General features: G+C 59.7%; 16 protein-coding genes, 1 other RNA gene and 1 pseudogene. 13 read left to right on the forward strand and 5 right to left on the reverse strand.

Annotation, left to right across the window (positions count from 1 at the left end):
* Nucleotides 1-7: 7 nt before the first annotated feature.
* The 3 genes from xdhC to xdhA form a co-directional block, all read right to left on the reverse strand.
* Nucleotides 8-865: a xanthine dehydrogenase accessory protein XdhC gene (xdhC, locus tag OQ460_RS07545; protein ID WP_410021222.1), complete on the reverse strand. Its 858-nt coding sequence runs from the start codon at nt 863-865 to the stop codon at nt 8-10.
* Between the two features lie 123 nt (nt 866-988).
* Complete coding sequence (gene xdhB, locus OQ460_RS07550) at nt 989-3,388, reverse strand: xanthine dehydrogenase molybdopterin binding subunit (RefSeq protein WP_410021223.1); 2,400 nt, start codon at nt 3,386-3,388, stop codon at nt 989-991.
* Nucleotides 3,381-4,829, reverse strand: coding sequence for a xanthine dehydrogenase small subunit (gene xdhA, locus OQ460_RS07555; protein ID WP_410021224.1), 1,449 nt, complete (start codon nt 4,827-4,829; stop codon nt 3,381-3,383). Before xdhA ends, xdhB begins: the two co-directional genes overlap by 8 nt.
* A 54-nt stretch (nt 4,830-4,883) precedes the next feature.
* Here xdhA and OQ460_RS07560 point away from each other — a divergent pair, with 54 nt between their 5' ends.
* From OQ460_RS07560 to ffs, 7 genes are all read left to right on the forward strand, one after another.
* Entirely contained in the window at nt 4,884-5,132 is a 249-nt protein-coding gene (locus OQ460_RS07560) for a hypothetical protein (RefSeq protein ID WP_410021225.1), read from the forward strand.
* Nucleotides 5,110-5,769, forward strand: a complete 660-nt coding sequence (locus OQ460_RS07565) for a GntR family transcriptional regulator (RefSeq protein ID WP_410021226.1) — start codon at nt 5,110-5,112, stop codon at nt 5,767-5,769. Before OQ460_RS07560 ends, OQ460_RS07565 begins: the two co-directional genes overlap by 23 nt.
* Nucleotides 5,770-5,771: 2 nt before the next feature.
* Nucleotides 5,772-9,260 (forward strand): chromosome segregation protein SMC, encoded by a 3,489-nt coding sequence (gene smc, locus OQ460_RS07570; protein WP_410021227.1) that lies wholly within the window; start codon nt 5,772-5,774, stop codon nt 9,258-9,260.
* Between the two features lie 311 nt (nt 9,261-9,571).
* On the forward strand, nt 9,572-10,423 hold the full coding sequence (gene zipA, locus OQ460_RS07575; RefSeq protein WP_410021228.1) for a cell division protein ZipA: 852 nt from the start codon (nt 9,572-9,574) through the stop codon (nt 10,421-10,423).
* Nucleotides 10,424-10,509: 86 nt separating this feature from the next.
* Entirely contained in the window at nt 10,510-12,867 is a 2,358-nt protein-coding gene (ligA, locus tag OQ460_RS07580; RefSeq protein ID WP_410021229.1) for an NAD-dependent DNA ligase LigA, read from the forward strand.
* A gap of 114 nt (nt 12,868-12,981) precedes the next feature.
* On the forward strand, nt 12,982-14,142 hold the full coding sequence (locus OQ460_RS07585) for a zinc-binding metallopeptidase family protein (protein ID WP_410021949.1): 1,161 nt from the start codon (nt 12,982-12,984) through the stop codon (nt 14,140-14,142).
* 141 nt (nt 14,143-14,283) lie between these two features.
* Nucleotides 14,284-14,380: signal recognition particle sRNA small type (ffs, locus tag OQ460_RS07590), an RNA gene on the forward strand.
* A 290-nt stretch (nt 14,381-14,670) separates the two neighbouring features.
* Here the strand turns inward: ffs and OQ460_RS07595 are convergent.
* Nucleotides 14,671-14,985, reverse strand: coding sequence for a helix-turn-helix domain-containing protein (locus OQ460_RS07595; protein ID WP_032863355.1), 315 nt, complete (start codon nt 14,983-14,985; stop codon nt 14,671-14,673).
* Between the two features lie 47 nt (nt 14,986-15,032).
* Nucleotides 15,033-15,377, reverse strand: a complete 345-nt coding sequence (locus OQ460_RS07600; protein WP_410021230.1) for a hypothetical protein — start codon at nt 15,375-15,377, stop codon at nt 15,033-15,035.
* A gap of 130 nt (nt 15,378-15,507) precedes the next feature.
* Here OQ460_RS07600 and OQ460_RS07605 point away from each other — a divergent pair.
* From OQ460_RS07605 to recR, 6 genes and pseudogenes are all read left to right on the forward strand, one after another.
* Nucleotides 15,508-15,714: pseudogene (locus OQ460_RS07605) on the forward strand (chemotaxis protein); the annotation flags it as partial.
* Nucleotides 15,715-15,732: 18 nt separating this feature from the next.
* Nucleotides 15,733-17,430, forward strand: coding sequence for a putative bifunctional diguanylate cyclase/phosphodiesterase (locus OQ460_RS07610; RefSeq protein WP_410021231.1), 1,698 nt, complete (start codon nt 15,733-15,735; stop codon nt 17,428-17,430).
* A gap of 107 nt (nt 17,431-17,537) precedes the next feature.
* Entirely contained in the window at nt 17,538-19,652 is a 2,115-nt protein-coding gene (gene dnaX, locus OQ460_RS07615; RefSeq protein ID WP_410021232.1) for a DNA polymerase III subunit gamma/tau, read from the forward strand.
* 46 nt (nt 19,653-19,698) lie between these two features.
* Nucleotides 19,699-20,037 carry a YbaB/EbfC family nucleoid-associated protein gene (locus OQ460_RS07620; RefSeq protein WP_057439500.1) on the forward strand — a complete coding sequence of 113 codons (339 nt, stop codon included), beginning with the start codon at nt 19,699-19,701 and terminating at the stop codon, nt 20,035-20,037.
* Between the two features lie 227 nt (nt 20,038-20,264).
* The gene (locus tag OQ460_RS07625; protein ID WP_410021233.1) at nt 20,265-21,290 is read left to right on the forward strand and encodes an NADP-dependent oxidoreductase; all 1,026 of its coding nucleotides are present in this window, start codon (nt 20,265-20,267) and stop codon (nt 21,288-21,290) included.
* 58 nt (nt 21,291-21,348) lie between these two features.
* Nucleotides 21,349-21,951 (forward strand): recombination mediator RecR, encoded by a 603-nt coding sequence (gene recR / locus OQ460_RS07630; RefSeq protein ID WP_084378856.1) that lies wholly within the window; start codon nt 21,349-21,351, stop codon nt 21,949-21,951.
* Nucleotides 21,952-21,967: the final 16 nt, after the last annotated feature.

Here is a 21,967-nt window from a genome sequence, read left to right on the forward strand (position 1 = left end):
GGTCGTCTCAATTCTTGGCGGCTTGGTTGGCGGCTTGGCTGCGGCGCGAGGCCGGCAGTAACTTGGCAATCGGTTCGGCACTTGCAGTCTGCTGGCCGAAGTTGGCGTTATAGAGGGCGATGATTTCGCCGGCGATGGAGATGGCGATTTCCACAGGCAACTTGCCTTTGACTTCGGTCAGCCCCATCGGGCAACGCATGCGTTGCAGGCACGTGGCGTCGAAGCCGCGTTCACGCAGGCGGTGCTCGAACTTGACGCGCTTGGTCTTCGAGCCGATCAGGCCGAAGTAGGCGAAGTCGTTGCGCTTGAGCAGCGCGGCGGTCAGCTCGAGGTCGAGCTGATGATTATGGGTCATGACGATGCAATAACTGCCGGTGGGCAAGTTATCGATTTCATCCACCGGCTCTTCGCTGACAATTTTACGCACACCTTGGGGGATATGCGCCGGGAATTCCTGCTCCCGGGAGTCGATCCAGCGCACACGGCAAGGCAGGCTGGCCAACAGCGGCACCAGCGCGCGGCCGACATGGCCTGCGCCGAACACGGCGATCTGCGCCTGGACCTGGCCCATGGGTTCGAACAACAGCACGGTCACTCCGCCACAGCACTGGCCGAGGCTGGCGCCCAGGCTGAAGCGCTCCAGATGGGTGTTTTGCTGGCCACGGGCGAGCATGTCGCGGGCGATCTGCATTGCCTTGTATTCCAGATGTCCGCCGCCGATGGTGTCGAAGGTATGCGCCGCACTGATCACCATCTTCGAGCCGGCATTGCGCGGCGTGGAGCCCAGCTCTTCGATGATGGTCACCAGCACGCAGGGTTCACCCTGGTGTTGCAGGTCGGCGAGGGCGCTGATCCAGTTGTTCATGTCTACCTCAACATTTCTGTTGCCTGTCAGGCTGTCATCGCGGGCAAGCCCACTCCCATATTTTGACCTGTGAACACCGTCAGATGTGGGAGCTGGCTTGCCTGCGATGGCAGCACCTCGGTTCTAGAGCGGAGCCATTTCGGTTTCAGCCTCAACTGCTTTCGCGGCCTGCAACTGACGCATCTGCTCACAGCCCCACAACACCCGTTCCGGCGTCGCGGGTGCGTCAATCTTCGGCTGATGGCGATAGTCGCCCAGGCTTGCCACGGCATCCTTGATCGCGCACCACGAGGCAATTCCTAGCATGAACGGAGGTTCGCCCACGGCCTTGGAGTGAAATACCGTGTCTTCCGGGTTCTTGCGGTTTTCCACCAACTTTACCCGCAGATCCAACGGCATGTCGGCCACCGCCGGGATCTTGTAGCTGGCCGGGCCGTTGGTCATCAACTTGCCCTTGTTGTTCCAGACCAGCTCTTCCATGGTCAACCAACCCATGCCCTGGATAAAGCCGCCCTCGACCTGGCCGATGTCGATGGCCGGGTTCAGCGAGGCGCCCACATCGTGGAGGATATCGGTGCGCAGCATCTTGTATTCGCCGGTCAGGGTGTCGACGATCACTTCGCAACAGGCTGCGCCGAACGCGAAGTAATAGAACGGCCGGCCCCGCGCCTGGCTGCGGTCATAGAAGATTTTCGGGGTTTTGTAGAAGCCGGTGCTGGACAGCGACACCTGGGCAAAATATGCCTGCTGGATCAGCGCTTCGAAGGTGAGGATCTGGTCGCGAACTCGCACATGACCGTTGTGGAATTCCACGTCGGCTTCACTGACTTCAAACTTGCGGGCGGCAAACTCCACCAGGCGTTGCTTGATGATTTCAGCGGCGTTCTGTGCTGCTTTACCGTTCAGGTCGGCACCGCTGGAGGCGGCGGTTGGCGAGGTGTTGGGCACTTTGTCGGTGTTGGTGGCGGTGATCTGCACCCGGTCTATTTCCACCTGGAACACTTCGGCCACAACCTGCGCGACCTTGGTGTTCAAACCCTGGCCCATCTCGGTGCCGCCGTGGTTCAAGTGGATGCTGCCGTCGGTGTAGATATGGATCAAGGCGCCGGCCTGGTTGAGAAAGCTGGCGGTAAAGGAAATGCCGAACTTCACCGGCGTCAGCGCCAGGCCTTTTTTCAGGATCGGGCTGTTGGCGTTATAGCGTCGGATGGTTTCGCGACGCTCGGCATATTGGCTGCTGGCCTCAAGTTCAGCGGTCATTTCCTCGAGCATGTTGTGCTCGACAGTCTGGTAGTAGTGAGTAACGTTGCGCTCGGTCTTGCCGTAGTAGTTGGCCTTGCGCACTGCCAGCGGGTCTTGGCCCAGGTGGCGGGCGATGGCGTCCATTACCTCTTCGATGGCGACCATGCCCTGGGGGCCGCCAAAGCCTCGATAGGCAGTGTTGGATGCTGTGTTGGTCTTGCAGCGATGGCCGTTGATCGTGGCGTCACCCAGGTAATACGAGTTGTCGGAGTGGAACATGGCACGGTCGACAATCGATGCCGATAGATCCGGCGAGCAGCCGCAGTTGCCCGCCAGTTCCAGCTGGATACCGTGCAGGCGCCCGCTGTCGTCGAAGCCCACGTCGTATTCGATATAGAAGGGGTGGCGCTTGCCGGTCATCAGCATGTCTTCGACCCGTGGCAGGCGCATCTTGGTCGGTTGCCCGGTGAGGTGCGCGACCACCGCACACAGGCACGCCGGGCTTGCCGCCTGGGTTTCCTTGCCGCCAAAACCACCGCCCATGCGGCGCATGTCGACCACGATCTTGTTCATCGACACGTCCAGCACTTCGGCCACCAGCTTTTGCACTTCGGTGGGGTTCTGCGTGGAGCAATAAACAATCATGCCGCCATCTTCGGTGGGCATCACCGAGGAAATCTGCGTTTCGAGATAGAAATGTTCCTGGCCGCCGATGTGCAGCGAACCCTGGATACGGTGCTTGGCCGTAGCCAGGGCACCGGCTGAATCACCACGCTGATGGGTATGGCTGTCGAGCACAAAGTGGCGTTTGCGCAAGGCCTCGACCACATCCAGTACCGGTTCCAGGTCTTCGTACTCGATCACCGCAGCCATCGCGGCTTTGCGCGCGGTCTCCAGGTCACGGGCGGCGACGGCGAGCACCGGTTGGCCGACAAATTGCACATCGTCGATAGCCAGCAGCGGATCACCCGGCAGCAATGGACCAATGTCTTTCAGGCCAGGCACATCTTCATGCGTGATGACGATGCGCACTCCGTCGAAGGCGTAGCACGGGGTGGTATCGATGCTGAGGATTTTTGCGTGGGCGCGGTCTGAGAGGCGCGCATACAGATGTAGCTGGTTGGGGAATTCCAGGCGATCGTCGATGTACTGGGCTTCGCCCGACACATGCTTGGCCGCGCTGTCATGCTTGACGCTGCGACCGACGCCGGAGGTCAGGTCCCTGGCAAACAGCTCGGCAAGTTCGGCTTGAGTTTTTTCCACGCAGTGATGGTTAGACATAAGCGGTCACCCGAGTCTCGATGTGCGGTGTTTGCAGTTCGATAAAGTATTTGCGCAGCAGGTTTTGTGCGCTAAGCAGGCGATATTCCTTGCTGGCGCGAAAGTCCGACAGCGGGGTGAAGTCCTCGGCCAGTGCGGCGCAGGCTTTTTCCACGGCGGCGAGGTTCCATACGCTGCCGATCAAGGCGCTTTCACAGTGTTTGGCGCGTTTGGGAATGGCGGCCATGCCTCCGAACGCGATACGTGCATCAGCAATCACACCGTTCTCGAGTCGCAGGTTGAAGGCCGCGCAGACGGCGGAAATATCATCGTCCAGGCGCTTGGAAACTTTGTACGCGCGAAACAGCGGTACGCCCTTTGGTACGATGATTTTTTCGATGAATTCACTGTCCTGGCGAGCCGTGACGCGGTAGTCGATAAAGTAATCTTCCAGCGCCAGGGTGCGGCGGGTTTCACCTTTGCACAACACGATCTGCGCACCCAGCGCGATCAGCAAGGGTGGTGAGTCGCCAATGGGCGAGGCGTTGCCGATGTTGCCGCCGAGGGTGCCCTGGTTGCGGATTTGCAGGGACGCGAAGCGGTGCAGCAGTTCGCCGAAGTCCGGGTATTGATGGTTCAGCGCGGCGTAGCAGTCGGACAGCGGGGTGGCGGCGCCGATCTCCAGGCGGTCGTCAAAGCTCTCGATGCGCTTCATCTCTTCGATATTGCCCACATAGATCATCACCGGCAGCACGCGGTGGAACTGTGTGACTTCCAGCGCCAGGTCGGTGCCGCCAGCCAAAAGGCGGGCTTGCGGATAGGCGTCATAGAGATCGGCCAGGTCGGCGACGGTCAATGGCACCAGGCAGCGTTTGTCACCGCTGTTCAACTCGCCGGTCTGTGTCGGGGCAATGGACTTGAGCCGGGCAATGGTTTCGCCCTGGCGGCTGTCGAACTGGTCCTGGGGCTTGTTGCAGCAGGCCTGTTCGGCGGCGGCCAGGATCGGCCGATAACCGGTGCAACGGCACAGGTTACCCGCCAGCGCTTCGTGGGCCTTGGCACTGTCTGGCGCGTCGCTGTTCTTTTGCAGGGCGAACAACGACATCACAAAGCCGGGAGTGCAGAAGCCGCATTGCGAGCCGTGGCACTCGACCATGGCCTGTTGCACGCTGTGCAGTTGACCCTGATGCTTGAGGTCTTCGACACTGATCAGCTGTTTGCCGTGCAGGGATGAGACAAAAGTCAGGCAGGAGTTGAGGCTGCGATAGCGAATCTGCTCCAGGCCCCGGTCATCGGTGTGCAGTTCGCCGACCACCACGGTGCAGGCGCCACAGTCACCGCTGGCGCAGCCTTCCTTGGTACCGGATTTTCCCACGTGCTCACGCAAGTAATTGAGCACAGTCAGGTTCGGGTCCAGGTCATGCTCGCTGCGGAGCTCCTGGTTGAGTAAAAACTGGATCACGGAAGGCCTCGCAGACTCATTATTGTTGTTAACCGCTTTGCGCCGAATCTAGTCATGTCTGACTTTTCGGTCAATGATTTTCTGACCGGAAGGTCAAGAAAATCCGATTTCAACACCTTTGATTATGGTTCAGATCTTTGGAACCGCCGTTTTCACTGGCTCCTGGCCGTTGGCGCTTGCTTATTGCGTGCCAAATTCAGCGGCGTCTGCCGTGCGCCATCGGCAGGCAATTGCGCTACACTGCCGCCCGTGTACCGATCGAAGATTTTGAAGGAAAAACATGACGTTCAAGGCGCCGGATAGTCTTGCCGAGCAAATCGCTCACCACCTCGCCGAACGTATCATTCGCGGCGATCTCAAGCCTGGGGAACGGATCCAGGAGCAGAAGGTCACGCTGGCGCTCAATGTCAGCCGTGGTTCCGTGCGCGAGGCCTTGCTGATCCTCGAGCGTCGGCACTTGATCGCGATCCTGCCGCGTCGTGGGGCGCATGTCACCGAACTCACGGCGCACAAGGTGCAGAGCCTGTGTACGCTGATGAGCGAGCTGTACATCCTGCTGGGCAATGCGGTCGCCGAAGGCTGGCAGACCCAGGCAGACATGGCGCCATTTGTGCAAATCCAGCAGCGACTGATCAGCAACTTCGAGCGCCAGGACATCCGCGCCTTTGTCGAAGAGTGCTTCAATGTGATGCGCGCTGCCTATCCGTTCGCCAACAACCCGTACTTGCAGGAAACCGTCGAGAACCTGCAGCCGGCGATGAATCGCGCTTATTACCTGGCGCTGGACCAGCGCAAGGCGTCCATGAGCGAGTACCTGGCGCTGTTCGAACAGTTGCTCGCCGCCGTGCTTGCGCGTGATCTGCCGCAGATTCGCCTGGTGCTGTCAGCCTATTGCCAGCGCAGTTCTTCATTGGTTATCGCTGCCCTGGCGGATGCCTAAACGTGCGGCTCAAGTGCATCAAACTGGCGGGGTTCAAATCCTTCGTCGACCCGACCACGGTGAACTTCCCCAGTAACATGGCGGCCGTGGTGGGACCCAATGGCTGCGGCAAGTCGAATATCATCGACGCCGTACGCTGGGTGATGGGCGAGAGCTCTGCGAAAAACCTGCGTGGCGAGTCGATGACCGACGTCATCTTCAACGGCTCGACCAGCCGCAAGCCGGTGAGCCAGGCCAGTATCGAACTGGTGTTCGACAACTCCGACGGCACCCTGGTCGGCGAGTATGCGGCCTATGCGGAAATCTCCATTCGCCGCAAAGTGACCCGCGACAGCCAGAACAGTTACTTCCTCAACGGTACTAAATGCCGGCGCCGGGACATCACCGACATCTTTCTTGGCACCGGTCTGGGCCCGCGCAGCTACTCGATCATCGAGCAGGGCATGATCTCCAAGCTGATCGAGGCCAAGCCCGAGGACCTGCGTAACTTTATCGAAGAGGCGGCCGGTATCTCCAAATACAAGGAGCGCCGCCGCGAGACCGAAAACCGCATCCGCCGCACCCATGAGAACCTCGCGCGGCTGACCGACCTGCGTGAAGAGCTGGAGCGCCAGCTGGAGCGCCTGCACCGCCAGGCCCAGGCGGCCGAGAAGTATCAGGAATACAAGGGCGAGGAGCGTCAGCTCAAGGCACAGCTGTCCGCGCTGCGTTGGCAAGCCTTGAATGATCAGGTCGGCCAGCGCGAAGCGATCATCGGCACCCAGGAAATCAGCTTCGAAGCTTTGGTGGCCGAGCAGCGCAATGCCGACGCCAGCATCGAGCGCCTGCACGACGGCCATCACGACCTGTCCGAGCGCTTCAATCTGGTGCAGGGGCGTTTCTATTCGGTGGGTGGCGATATTGCCCGTGTGGAGCAGAGCATCCAGCACGGCCAGCAACGGTTGCGACAGTTGCAGGACGACCTGAAGGAAGCCGAGCGCGCGCGACTGGAAACCGAATCTCATCTGGGCCACGACCGCACGTTGCTGCTGACCCTCGGCGAAGAGCTAGAGATGCTCACTCCCGAGCAGGAAGTCACCAGTGCCGCTGCCGAAGAAGCCGCCGCTGCACTTGAAGAATCAGAAACCACCATGCATGGCTGGCAGGAACAGTGGGACGCTTTCAACCTGCGTTCCGCCGAGCCGCGTCGCCAGGCCGAGGTACAGCAGTCGCGCATCCAGCAACTGGAAACCAGCATGGAACGCCTGGCCGAGCGCCAGCGGCGATTGCAGGAAGAGCGCGTGTTGCTCGCCGCTGACTCGGAAGACGCGGCGATCCTGGAACTGAGCGAACAACTGGCCGAAAGCGAAATGACGCTTGAAGAGCTGGAGGCCAGCGAAGAGCAGCAAGTACAGCGCCTGGAACAATTGCGCCAGGAACTGCATCAAGGGACTCAGGCCCAGCAACAGGCACAGGGCGATTTGCAGCGACTTAATGGGCGCCTGGCTTCACTTGAGGCCCTGCAGCAAGCGGCCCTGGATCCAGGCACCGGCACGGCTGAATGGCTGCGCGACCAGCAGTTGGCCGAGCGTCCGCGCCTCGCGGAAGGCTTGAAGGTCGAGGCCGGTTGGGAGCTGGCGGTGGAAACCGTGCTCGGCGCCGACCTGCAAGCGGTGCTGGTGGATGATTTTGGCGGCTTCGACCTCGCGGGTTTTACCCAGGGTGATTTGCGCTTGCTCAGCCCTGCTGCGGATGGCGCGCGCGCCCCGGGCAGCTTGCTGGACAAGGTCGAGGCGGCGGTGGATCTGTCGCCGTGGCTGGGTCAGGTCAAGCCCGTGCAAACCCTGGAGCAGGCATTGGCCCAGCGCTCTCGACTCGGCCCTGATGAAAGTCTGATCAGCCGGGATGGCTATTGGGTCGGCCGGCACTTCCTGCGGGTGCGCCGCGCCAGCGAGGCTGAGAGCGGGGTGTTGGCCCGTGGCCAGGAAATCGTCAATCTGAGCGCCGAGCGGGAAGAGCGCGAAGCCACGCTTGAAGCCCTGGAAACCCAATTGCAAACCCTGCGCGCCACGCAGCGCCAGCAAGAGACCGGCCGCGAACACCTGCGCCGCCTGTTGCAGGACGAAGCCCGCCAACAAGGCGAGTTGAAAGCCCAGCTCTCGGCGAGCAAGGCCAAGGTCGAGCAGTTGACCTTGCGTCGCACCCGTCTCGACGAAGAAATGGCAGAGATGGGCGAGCAGCGAGCCCTGGAGCATGAGCAAGTCGGCGAAGCGCGCCTGCAACTGCAAGACGCCCTCGACAGCATGGCCCTCGACACTGAGCAACGCGAGCTGCTGCTGGCTCAGCGCGACAGCCTGCGTGAGCGCCTGGACCGCGTGCGCCAGGAAGCGCGACAGCACAAGGATCATGCCCATCAGTTGGCGGTACGCCTGGGCTCACTGCGCGCGCAGCATGACTCCACGCGCCAGGCCCTTGAGCGTCTGGAGATGCAATCGGAACGATTGACCGAGAAACGTGAACAACTGAGCCTCAACCTGGAGGAGGGCGAAGCCCCACTGGAAGAGCTGCGGCTCAAGCTTGAAGAGTTGCTCGACAAACGCATGAGTGTCGACGAAGAACTCAAGACCGCGCAGATCGCCCTGGAAGATGCCGACCGTGAATTGCGCGACGCTGAAAAGCGCCGGACCCAGGCCGAGCAGCAATCACAACTGATCCGTGGCCAGCTCGAACAGCAGCGCATGGAATGGCAGGCGCTGACGGTGCGCCGCAAAACCCTGCAGGACCAACTACTGGAAGATGGCTACGACCTGCATGGCGTGCTCAATACCTTGACTGCCCAGGCCAACGAGAAAGAAGCCGAAGAAGAACTTGAACGCATTGCTGCGCGCATTCAGCGACTGGGCGCGATCAACCTCGCGGCCATTGATGAATACCAGCAGCAATCCGAGCGCAAGCGATACCTGGATGCCCAGGACGCCGATCTGGTCGAGGCGCTGGACACCCTGGAAAACGTGATCCGCAAGATCGACAAGGAAACCCGTAATCGCTTCAAAGATACCTTTGATCAGATTAATGGCGGTTTACAGGCGTTATTCCCGAAAGTTTTCGGTGGTGGCAGTGCTTACTTGGAACTGACGGGCGAAGATCTACTCGATACAGGGGTAACGATCATGGCGCGGCCTCCGGGCAAGAAGAACAGCACCATCCATTTGTTGTCCGGTGGCGAGAAGGCACTGACTGCATTGGCCCTGGTATTTGCCATCTTCAAATTGAATCCGGCACCGTTTTGCATGCTCGATGAAGTTGACGCCCCGCTGGATGACGCTAACGTTGGACGGTATGCGCGACTAGTCAAGGAGATGTCCCAGACAGTGCAGTTCATCTATATCACCCACAATAAGATCGCCATGGAAATGGCGGATCAATTGATGGGGGTGACGATGCACGAGCCAGGGTGTTCGCGATTGGTGGCAGTGGATGTCGAAGAGGCGATGGCGATGGTGGACGCCTGACGGCGAGCGGTAAGTTGCAAGCGGTAAGCTGCAAGTAGGTTGGCTTGGAGCTTGGAGCTTGGAGCTTGAAGCTTGAAGCTCCAAGTTGACACCCGGTGTATGCAATGGCCCAGGCCGTCGAAGGACGGCAAATCGACACAAATTGCGACAACTGTGTAAAGTTATCTTTGGTCGTGCTAGTTTAATGTCAATTTTTCGTATGCGTGGGCAAAACGCCATTCAGAACATAGAGTTGGCGCCACGTTTTAAAGCGGTTTGCACGGTGCTAAACCCCTTATTTTTCAGCATTTTTTATAGAGGCAAGGGATTACATGGAAATCGGTCTGCGCGAGTGGCTGATCGTCATCGGCATTATTGTGATTGCCGGTATTCTTTTTGATGGCTGGCGCCGTATGCGCGGCGGCAAGGGCAAGCTTAAATTCCGTCTGGACCGAAACCTGTCCAACTTGCCGGACGACGACAGCGCCGAGCTGCTTGGGCCGCCCCGTGTCCTGGATACCCATAAAGAGCCGCAACTGGACGAGCATGACCTGCCGTCGATGAGTGCGCCAGTGCGTGAAGCTCGTGAGCCGTCTTCCAAGCGTGGCAAGCGTGGTGCGAGCGAACCGTCCCAGGGCGACCTGAATCTTGACCTGGAAGAAGGCCCGAGTTTCAGCAGCCGTGACGATGATTTCCCGGACGAGACTGCGTCCAAGAGCGCTTCGCGCGAGTCCGCCAAGGATCATCCAGCCGCTGAGGAAGTGCTGGTCATCAGCGTGATCTGCCGCGACGAAAGTGGTTTCAAGGGTCCGGCCTTGTTGCAGAATATTCTGGAAAGCGGTCTGCGTTTCGGCGAAATGGATATATTCCACCGTCACGAAAGCATGGCCGGCAACGGTGAAGTCTTGTTCTCCATGGCCAACGCGGTGAAGCCGGGTACCTTTGACCTGGACGATATCGATCACTTCAGCACCCGTGCGGTGAGCTTCTTCCTGGGCCTGCCAGGCCCGCGCCATCCGAAACAAGCGTTCGACGTCATGGTGGCCGCAGCCCGTAAACTGTCCCAGGAACTGAACGGCGAGCTCAAGGACGACCAGCGCAGCGTCCTCACCGCCCAGACTATCGAACACTACCGTCAGCGCATCGTCGAGTTCGAGCGTCGTGCCCTGACACAGAAACGCTGAGGTTCGATCTTAAGCGTTGTCGATAGAATACGTGCACTACATATTGAGCAGCTTCGGCTGCTCTTTTGCTTTATGAGAGAACACCCATGAACGCCGCCCACACCCGCATTCTCGAACTGCGTGCTGAACTGGACCAGCACAACTACCGTTACCACGTCCTGGACGAGCCGAGCATTCCGGACGCTGAATATGACCGGCTGTTTCACGAGCTCAAGGCGCTGGAAGCCGAGCATCCGGACCTGGTGACCCGCGACTCCCCGACACAGCGTGTTGGCAGTGCGGCGCTGTCGGCGTTCACTCAGGTGCGTCACGAGATCCCGATGCTCAGCCTGGGCAATGCCTTTGATGAAGCCACCATGCTGGAGTTCGATCGCCGGGTCACCGAGGGGCTGGATCTGCCGGTGGGCGATCTGTTCGGCGGCGGCGCAGCCGTTGAATACAGTTGCGAGCCTAAACTCGATGGCCTGGCGGTCAGCCTGTTGTACCGGGACGGCGAGTTGGTGCGCGGTGCCACCCGTGGCGACGGCACGACCGGCGAAGACATCAGCGTCAACGTGCGTACTGTGCGCAATATTCCACTCAGGCTACAGGGCACTGGCTGGCCGGCGATCCTGGAAGTGCGTGGCGAAGTGTTTATGTCCAAGGCCGGTTTCGAGCGGCTCAACACCACGCAACTGGAAGTCGGCGGCAAGACCTTTGCCAACCCGCGCAACGCTGCCGCCGGTAGCTTGCGCCAGCTCGACTCGAAGATCACTGCCAGCCGTCCGCTGGAGTTCTGCTGCTATGGCGTGACCACCGATATCAGCGACACCCACATCGGCAACCTGCAGCAACTCAAGAAGTGGGGCATGCCGATCAGCCATGAGCTCAAGCTGGCCAGGGGGATTGAGGATTGCCTGGAGTACTACCGTGACATCGGGGCTCGGCGTAACAACTTGCCCTATGAGATCGACGGCGTGGTGTTCAAGGTCAACAGTATCGCCTCCCAGCGTGAACTGGGCTTCCGCGCGCGTGAGCCGCGTTGGGCGATTGCGCATAAATTCCCGGCGCTGGAAGAACTCACCGAGTTGCTGGATGTTGAATTCCAGGTCGGTCGCACCGGTGCCGTAACCCCGGTGGCGCGCCTCAAGCCAGTCAAGGTGGCAGGTGTGACGGTGTCCAACGCGACACTGCACAACATGGACGAAGTGGCGCGTCTGGGCGTGATGATCGGCGATACCGTGATCATCCGCCGTGCCGGCGACGTGATACCGCAGGTGGTGCAGGTAGTCATCGAGCGTCGCCCGGAAAATGCCCGGCCTGTTCACGTTCCCGAGAGCTGTCCGGTCTGTGGCTCCCACGTTGAGCGCACGCAACTGGTCAAGCGTAGCAAAGGCAAGGAAACCGTCAGCGAAGGTGCGGTGTACCGCTGTGTCGGGCGTCTGGCCTGTGGCGCGCAGCTCAAGCAGGCGATTATCCATTTCGTGTCGCGCCGGGCCATGGACATCGATGGCCTGGGTGACAAGACAATCGAACAGCTAGTGGATGAAAAACTGATCGGCTCGCCGGCTGATCTGTACAAGCTCAAGTACGAGCAGATCATCGACCTGGAAGGTTTTGCCGATATCTCCAGCAAGAAGCTGATCACTGCCATCGAAAACAGCAAGACCCCGACCCTGGCGCGTTTTATCTACGCCCTGGGTATTCCCGATGTGGGCGAGGAAACCGCCAAGGTGCTGGCGCGTTCCCTGGCCTCCCTTGAGCGTGTGCAGCAGGCCTTGCCGGAAGTCCTGACCTACTTGCCGGATGTGGGCCTGGAAGTTGCGCACGAGATTCATAGCTTCTTCGAGGACAGCCATAATCAACAGGTAATTGGTGCGCTGTTGTCTGTCGACGAATGTGGGTTGGTGCTGCAGGAACAGGGCGACTTGAGCGCCGAATTCGCCGCCAGTACCACCCTCGGCGGTTTGCTCGACAAATTGCACGTGCCTTCGGTCGGGCCGGGTGCAGCGCAAAAGCTGGCGGACAAGTTCGGCTCCCTGGAGGGTGTGATCAAGGCCGATTGGCTGGACATGCGTCAGGCCCTGGCAGAGAAGCAAGCCAAGGCCGTGCGTGAGTTCTTCGATGTCGAAGACAACGCCCGCCGCGCATTGGCCATTGAGCAGCAGCTCAAGGACTTTGGCATGCATTGGCAGAGCGAGAAAAAAGCCGTTGAGGGCTTGCCTGAGGTCGGCCATACCTGGGTGCTCACCGGCTCGCTTGAGCTGATGAGCCGTGACGTGGCCAAGGAAAAGCTCGAAAGCCTGGGTGCCAAGGTGGCGGGCTCGGTGTCGGCGAAGACCCATTGCGTGGTGGCCGGGCCGGGCGCCGGTTCCAAACTGGCCAAGGCCAGCGAGCTGGGGTTGAAGGTGTTGGATGAGGAGGCGTTCGTGGCTTTCCTGGCCGGGCACAACATCAGCGTCTGACATGAGTTGAACGATCTCTGCCTGGCGATGTTCATAAACATCGTCTTGCGTTTCACTGAGCAAGCGTGGGTCGAGCGCCCCGAAGCCGCTGTATTCATGCAGGGAGAGATCGCCATGTACCGTTTCTTCGCGCAGCTCGGTTCCGGCATTGGTGCGTCGTCAGGGCCTTTGCGCAACAGCAGGGTCTGGGCGTGCCGTTGCGGGCAGTCGTTGTTCTTTCGCAACAGCCAATGCCTGGCCTGTTCGGCGCTGCTGGGCTATGAGCCGCAGCAGGGTCGATTGTCCTCCCTGATGCCAGGGCCCATGGCGGATACGTGGCTGTTGGACGTCGATCCCGGCGCGGGGCTGTTTCGTCGTTGCGCCAACCTTGCGACGGCGGCGGCCTGCAATTGGCTATTGCCTGCCGACACCGGCCAGGTGTTGTGTGTGGCGTGCAGTCTCAACCGCACCATTGCGGATATGTCACTCCCTGAGAACCCGGAGCGCTGGCGCAAGGTGGAAATCGCCAAGCGCCGGTTGGTCGCGCAGTTGGTCAGCTTGGGGTTGCAGGTGGTCCCCAGAAGCATCGACGAGGAAGCGGGCCTGGCGTTTGATTTTGTCAGCATTGATCCGCAGGGTAATCCACCCACCACCGGCCATGCCAATGGATTGATCACCCTGGATATCAAGGAAGCCGATGATGCTCATCGTGAGGAAGTCCGCGTACAGATGCGCGAGCCATACCGCACCTTGCTCGGCCATTTTCGTCATGAGGTGGGTCACTATTACTGGGGGCGCCTGATTGCCAATGGCCGGTGGCTGGAGCCATACCGACAAGTGTTCGGTGATGAGCGTGCCAGCTACGCACAGGCCCTGGAGCACCATTACCAGAGCGGACCGCGCCCGGATTGGCAGCAAACCTGCGTGAGCGCCTACGCCACCATGCACCCATGGGAGGATTGGGCAGAAACCTGGGCCCATTACCTGCACATGATGGACGCCGTCGACACCGCGCAGGGTTTCGGCATGAGTGCCCGGGAAATGGACCTGGACTACCAGCCATTCCCCCTGAGCGCCCTCTATGATCCGGCGCATCCAGGCGCGGCAGCGTTTCTATCGTTCGTCAACGCGTGGATCGAACTGGCCGCGATGCTCAACGAACTGTCACGCAGCATGGGGCAGCCGGATTTCTATCCCTTCGTGCTGCCGCCGGCGGTGATCGCCAAGTTGCACTTCATTCACTTGGTGATCCAGGAGCAGGGCGGTAAGGCGGATGAGGTAATACAGGCCCAGTGATCAACATGTGGGATGAGCCTGGCGGTTATGGCAAGTACTTGAACCTCTTGGCTTTTTAATCCCGCGCCAACGGTTGTAACTTCCGATGAGATCGGTACAATGGCGCGGCTTGCCGAGAGGCGAGTGTCGTTATGGTGACCCCATCGGTCCCCCCGCAACGATTACCCGTGAACCTGGTCAGATCCGGAAGGAAGCAGCCACAGCGGGAACATTGTGTGCCGGGGTGTGGCTGGTGGGGTTGCCTCCATAACGCTGGCGCCGTTACAAGGCCGTCTTCTTGTACTAAATCTCAAAAACTTATCAAGTCACTCGCTGATAGTTCATCTGCGTGGTGCTTTCGTGCGTCTGCCCGTTCAGTCCGACATGGGCATGCATTTTCTTGCGCGGTTCGGCACGTCACCCGCACATCGATTGGCAAAGACGCGGCTCAGCTCCTGCGGATGGGAGGGCTGTCCGGTCGGTTCATGTCTGAAGTCGATGGGCGCAGAGCAGCCAGCGTCAGCTGTCTGCTCTTTTTTATTACGAGCTCTAAGGCTTGGACAAGGCCTGGTCTACCGCCGCAATCAGCTTTCCCAGATCCTTCGGGGTGGCTTTGTGAATGACACCGAACAAATAAGCGCGCTGTTCGTCTTCATCGCCCAGATCGGCGAAAAAGACTTTCAGCTTCACTCCCAGAGCCTCTGCAAACAAGAACAGAGCGTCAACGCTGGGTGTATAGGTGCCGGTTTCGAAGCGGCTGATGGTTTTAGGGTCAAAACCGGTTTTCTCACCTAGTTCAGCCTGAGTAAGCCCCGCGACCTTGCGGTAGCGTCTGATGGCTGGACCCAAACTTGAAATTTGCATCGCTCAATTCCCATTTAGAATCAAGAACTTAACGATAAATATTGGCATTAGGCAACGGCACGCACCATCACCTTTCCTTGCAAAATGTGATGCAGTTCGTAGAATCGACGTTTAGGACAAGTATTTGATGCTCTCGTTTCAGATGGCAGCTTTATGAAACAGGAAATCATTGCTTTCTCCTCACTTTCATAAAGGTGCCCATCAAATGGACGCTTGGCAGCAGCTGGTGCACTGATCATCAATGCCATCGCATCCTCTCGCCCTGAGCGCCAGAGACGCAAATAGAAGCCTAGTTGAACCGCGTCGAATCGACGGTCGATCCTGGGTAAAATCCGGATTCCGCCGCTGATAATGGTCAATCTACCGATTGACGGTAGGGAAAAATAATCCACTTGTGAGCCAATCCGGTTGTCGACTGGTGGCGAATGCTGTTCATGGAGCTATAACGTGCGTCTCAACTTGCCGGTCACCGTTGTTGAACAGACTTTTGGGGAACAGCAACGGCTAACTTTCGCAACTGAAGAGCGCGTTGCGGGCATGAGTCAGAAAATGGTTGCCGCCTCCCAGGAACAATCCCGCGTCGCCGAGGAAGTCTCGCAGCAGATCAATAACGTCACCGCCGCGGTGCAAAAGACAGCGGGCAATGCCAACGCTGCAGTCATCCGTGGGCGGGAACTTGAAAGCATCTCTTCCGGGTTGCGTGCCCTGGTCGAGCGGTTCAACCGCTAGCCATCTAGAGCCTTACTCATGGATGAGAAGTACCGCAGGGCCGTGGATGCAGCCGCCATTTTCTCCGAGACGGACCTGGCTGGCCGCATCACCTATGTCAATGATCATTTTTGTGGCCTTTCTGGCTACAGCCGGGATGAGCTGTTAGGGCAGAACCATCGGATTCTTGCTTCCGGATTGCATCCTGACGGTTTTTTCCAGGGTATGTGGCGCGCCATTACCGAGGGCAAGGTCTGGCGCGGCGAGATTTGTAACCGGGCCAAGGATGGCACGCTTTATTGGGTCGACAGCACGATGGTGCCGCTATTGGACGAGCGGACCGGGTTGGTGCAGAAGTACGTGTCGATTCGTTTTGATGTCAGCGAAAAGCGTCAGTTATTGCATACCTTGCAGTGGCGGGTTGGCCACGATGTGCTCACAGGCTTGCCGAACCGTGCCTACCTTTCCGAACTGCTGGTCCAGTCGCTTGAGTTCTCTCGCCGCGAGGATATTCCGCTGGCGGTTTGCATGCTCGACCTGGATGGGTTCAAGGCGGTCAACGATGGCTACGGACATGCCTGCGGCGACTTGTTGCTGGTGGAAGTCGCCAGGCGCTTGCGCGAGATTATTCGCGGTGAAGATGTGGTTGCCCGGCTCGCGGGTGATGAGTTCGTGCTGATCCTGCGATATGTGCGCGACACTCAGGAACTCAATGGTGCGCTGCTGCGTATTCTCAAGGCAATCTCCGAGCCTTATTCGATCCAGGGCGCGCAGCAGATAAACGTGTTCGCCAGCATCGGCGTCACCTTGTTTCCCCTCGATGACGAAGACGCCGACACCTTGCTGCGCCATGCCGACCAGGCGATGTATGTGGCCAAGCAAAGCGGGCGTAATCGTTTCCAATTGTTTGATGTGTCCCTGGAGCAAGAGGTCAAGGCGACTCAGCAGACGGTGCAGCAGTTACGCCAGGCCCTGGCGGCGGGGGAGTTGCGTCTGCACTACCATCCCAAGGTCAATCTGCGCCATGGCCAGGTGGTCGGCTTTGAAGCGTTGTTGCGTTGGCAGCATCCGGTACGTGGCCTGGTGCCACCGGATGATTTCCTGCCACTGATCGAGCAGACCGACCTGATTGTTGATGTGGGCGAGTGGGTAATGGATCAGGTGCTTGCGCAGATACGGCAATGGCAGGGGGCGGGACATTGCTGGCCGGTCAGCGTCAATATCGCGGCACGCCATTTTCAGCGGGCAGACTTTGTCGAGCGATTGCAGGAGTTGCTGGCCAGGCATCCCGAGGTCGAGCCACATATGTTGGACCTGGAGATTGCCGAGTCGGTGGCCATTGATCACATTCAGAGGGTCACTGCGCACCTCGAGGCCTGCCAGTCCCTGGGTGTGAGCTTCTCCCTGGATGATTTCGGCACCGGCTATTCATCCTTGAGCTACCTCAAACAGTTACCGACCCAGACGATCAAGATCGACAAGTCCTTTGTGCGTGACATTCTCCATGACAAGGATGACCTGGCACTGACCCAGGCAGTGATCGGCCTGGCCAGGGCGTTCGGGCGGGAGGTGATCGCAGAGGGCCTGGAAACCCGGGAGCACGGGCAACTGCTGATGCGCATGGGCTGTGAAATGGCCCAAGGGTTTTTCTTTGCCCAGCCGATGCCGGCAGCGGCGGTGCCGGGGTGGGTCGCCAGCTTTGCACCGGTCGCTTATGACGACGATGGCGTGTGTTGAGGCATGCCAAGTCCTGTTTGGTCAGATTAGACGAGCATGCTGGATGCAATTTCTGCCTTGCTCCGCTAGCATTACCGGCTTCCGCTTCCCAGTTGCGACGGTTTTCGATGAGTTATCAGGTTCTTGCACGTAAATGGCGTCCGCGCTCGTTCCGCGAAATGGTCGGCCAGACCCATGTGCTCAAGGCTCTGATCAATGCCTTGGACAGCCAGCGGCTGCACCACGCCTACCTCTTCACGGGTACCCGGGGCGTGGGCAAGACCACCATTGCGCGGATCATCGCCAAGTGCCTGAACTGTGAGACCGGCATTACCTCGACCCCCTGCGGCACCTGTTCGGTGTGCCGGGAAATCGACGAAGGGCGCTTTGTCGACCTGATCGAGATCGACGCTGCAAGCCGCACCAAGGTCGAAGATACCCGCGAGTTGCTGGACAACGTGCAGTACGCGCCCAGCCGTGGTCGCTTCAAGGTCTACCTGATCGACGAAGTCCACATGCTGTCCAGCCACTCTTTCAACGCCCTGTTGAAAACCCTGGAAGAGCCGCCGCCCTACGTCAAGTTCATCCTCGCCACCACTGACCCGCAGAAACTTCCTGCAACTATTCTATCGCGGTGCCTGCAGTTCTCCCTGAAAAACATGACCCCGGAGCGGGTGGTCGAACATTTGAGCCACGTACTGGGTGTCGAAAACGTCCCCTTCGAAGACGACGCGCTGTGGCTGCTTGGCCGCGCCGCCGACGGCTCGATGCGTGACGCCATGAGCCTCACCGACCAGGCGATTGCGTTTGGCGAAGGCAAGGTCATGGCCGCCGACGTGCGGGCAATGCTCGGCACGTTGGATCATGGCCAGGTGTTTGATGTTTTGCATGCATTGATCGAAGGCGATGCCAAGGCGTTGCTTGAAGCCATACGCCATCTGTCCGAGCAAGGCCCGGACTGGAACGGCGTACTTTCGGAGATCCTCAGCGTATTGCACCGTGTGGCGATCGCCCAGGCCTTGCCTGAAGGCGTCGACAACGGCCATGGCGACCGCGACCGGGTATTGGCCCTGGCCCAGGCGTTGCCAGCCGAAGATGTGCAGTTCTACTACCAGATGGGGCTGATCGGCCGTCGCGACCTGCCGTTGGCGCCAGACCCGCGCGGCGGGTTCGAGATGGTCCTGTTGCGGATGCTGGCGTTCCGACCCGCCGACACGGTCGATGCGCCGAGACGGCCGCTAAAGCCAGTGGGGATCAGCCAGGCCACAGTTGATTCCGCCAAACCAGTGGCTGGAGCGGCAGTAGCCGCACCAGTGGTTGCGCCGAGCATGGCGATGCCGGAGCCTGCTGCACCTGCACCTGCACCTGCACCTGCACCTGCACCTGCACCTGCACCTGCACCTGCACCTGCACCTGCACCTGCCGAGCCGGTGGCACCTATGGTCGCACCTGAGCTGGTTGCCGAGCCTGAAGCTGCCCCGGTGGTCGACCTGCCCTGGAACGACCCCGTGCAAGCGCCTGTCGAGCAACAGCCGGAAGTCGAACCCGTATTGGTAACCATTGGCGAGCAACCCGAGCTCACGCCGATGCCGGCGCCAACTCCAGACAGCGTGGTGCCGGACGCGCCGCAATGGGCCTCGGCTAGCATGCCTGAGCCGACCATTGCCGAAGTGGGCGCCGCTACGCCGGGTATCGACCTCGACGACGAACCACCGCTGGACGAAGACTACATTGAGCCGGACATGGATTCGGCCTATAGCTACCTGGATGAGTTGGCCAGTGAGCATACCGCCGAGCCTGCGCCAGAGCCTGAAGCAGAACCCGCGGCGATGCCCGCGACCGGTCTGGCTTTGCAATGGTTGGAGCTGTTCCCGAAACTGCCGATCTCCGGCATGACCGGCAGTATTGCCGCCAACTGCACCCTGATCGCCGTCGATGGCGATCACTGGCTGTTGCACCTGGATCCGGCCCACAGCGCCCTGTTCAACGCCACCCAGCAGCGCCGACTCAACGATGCGCTGAACCAGTATCATGAGCGCACGCTGACGGTAACCATCGAACTGATCAAGCCCGGGCAGGAGACTCCGGCCCAGGCCGCAAGCCGCCGCCGCATCAACCGCCAACGCGAAGCCGAGGAGTCGATCCACGGTGACCCGCTTGTCCAGCAGATGATGGAGCAGTTCGGTGCGGTGGTGCGGCACGATACTATTGAACCAGTCGAAGCCCCGGTCGCCCAGGCGTGATGATCCGGGGTCAATCATTGATCCACGTACTTTTGAGGTGATTCCCATGATGAAAGGTGGCATGGCCGGCCTGATGAAGCAGGCACAGCAGATGCAGGAAAAAATGGCCAAGATGCAGGAAGAACTGGCCAACGCCGAAGTCACCGGTAAAGCCGGTGGCGATATGGTCAGCGTGGTGATGACCGGTCGTCACGACATCAAGCGCGTGAGCATCGACCCGAGCGTACTGCCAGGTATTGGCGAAGACGATCTGGAAATGCTCGAGGCGCTGTTCGCCGCGGCCGTCAACGACGCTGTGCGCAAGATCGAAGCCAACAGCCAGGACAAGATGTCTGGCGTGACCGCTGGCATGCAACTGCCGCCGGGGATGAAACTGCCGTTCTGATGGATTGGCGTTCGTAGCAACAAAAAGTCAGGCACAACGCCTAATACCGACCGGTAAAACAAACCCCCTGTGGGAGCGCTGTTTAACTGGTTGGCATTAGGCATGTACCTGGCTTTTTTTTGCGTTTTTTTAGCGCCTGGAGCCACCGTCCAAATCGAACGTCCGCGTGGTGAGCGCTGTCTGCTCCCTATACTGTTCAATTCGCTCACCGCTATAGGAGCTTGCAGATGAACCACGAACCGACTCTGAACCAGCGCATCGTTCTGGTTTCCCGCCCTCACGGCGCACCGACGCCGGAAAATTTCCGCCTGGAGCGCGTGGCCTTGCCGGATCTGGAAGAGGGCCAGGTATTGCTCAAGACCTTGTACCTGTCCCTGGATCCTTACATGCGTGGCCGCATGAGTGATGCCCCGTCCTACGCTGCTCCAGTGGAGATCGGCGAGGTCATGACCGGTGGTGCTGTCAGCCGTATCGAGCAGTCACGCAATCCGAAATTCGAGGTCGGCGACCTGGTGGTGGGTTCCACTGGCTGGCAGAGCCATGGCATTTGTGATGGCCGCAACCTGATGCCGGTCCCCAAAGGCTTGGCCAGTCCATCCATGGCCCTTGGCGTATTGGGAATGCCCGGTATGACCGCCTACATGGGGCTGATGGATATTGGTCAACCCAAGGCCGGAGAAACCCTGGTGGTGGCAGCCGCCTCTGGGGCGGTGGGTTCCGTGGTCGGGCAGGTGGCTAAGTTGAAAGGTTTGCGGGTGGTCGGTGTGGCCGGTGGCGCGGACAAATGCCGTTATGCGGTGGATGAGCTGGGTTTTGATGCCTGCATCGATCACAAGGGCGAGGATTTTGCCCAAGCCCTGGCCCAAGCGTGCCCCGGTGGTGTGGATATCTACTTTGAAAATGTCGGCGGCAAGGTCTTCGACGCCGTGTTGCCGCTGCTCAATCCCAAGGCGCGGGTTCCCTTGTGTGGTTTGATTGCGGGTTATAACGCCCATGAAGCGCCGAGCGGTCCTGATCGGTTGCCGGCACTGCAACGAACGCTCCTGACCAAGCGTGTGCGGATTCAAGGTTTTATCGTGTTCGATGATTATGGCGATCGCCAACCAGAATTCCTCAGTGCCATGGCGCCGTGGGTCCGAGATGGCAAGATCAAGTTCCGCGAAGACGTGGTCGAAGGCCTTGAGCAAGCTCCCGAAGCCTTCATCGGTTTGCTGGAAGGGCGCAACTTCGGCAAGTTGGTGGTACGTATTTGACGCTAATCCGGGGCGCGGGTATAAACCGCGTCTCGTTGTTTTGTCGGACCTTGCCCTCATGAGCTTCAGCCCCCTGATTCGTCAACTGATCGATGCCTTGCGCACCTTGCCCGGCGTCGGCCAGAAAACCGCCCAGCGCATGGCCTTGCAACTGCTGGAGCGTGACCGTAGCGGTGGCTCACGCCTGGCCCTGGCATTGAGCCAGGCCATGGAAGGTGTTGGGCATTGCCGCCAGTGTCGCACCCTCACCGAGGAAGAACTCTGTCCTCAATGTGCCGACCCCCGTCGCGATGACACGCTGCTATGCGTGGTGGAAGGCCCGATGGATGTGTACGCGGTGGAGCAGACCGGTTATCGCGGCCGTTACTTTGTGCTCAAGGGCCATCTGTCTCCGCTCGATGGCTTGGGCCCGGAAGCCATTGGTATTCCACAACTGCTGACGCGCATTCAGGAGCAGGGGACCTTTACCGAAGTCATCCTGGCCACCAACCCTACGGTGGAAGGCGAGGCCACCGCCCATTACATCGCCCAATTATTGACCAACAAAGGCTTGATCACTTCGCGTATCGCCCACGGTGTGCCGCTGGGAGGCGAGTTGGAACTGGTTGATGGCGGCACCCTGGCTCACTCCTTCGCCGGTCGCAAGCCAATCGCCCTTTAAGCAATGCCGTGATGAG

Source organism: Pseudomonas imrae, from assembly GCF_046352735.2.
GTDB lineage: Bacteria > Pseudomonadota > Gammaproteobacteria > Pseudomonadales > Pseudomonadaceae > Aquipseudomonas > Aquipseudomonas imrae.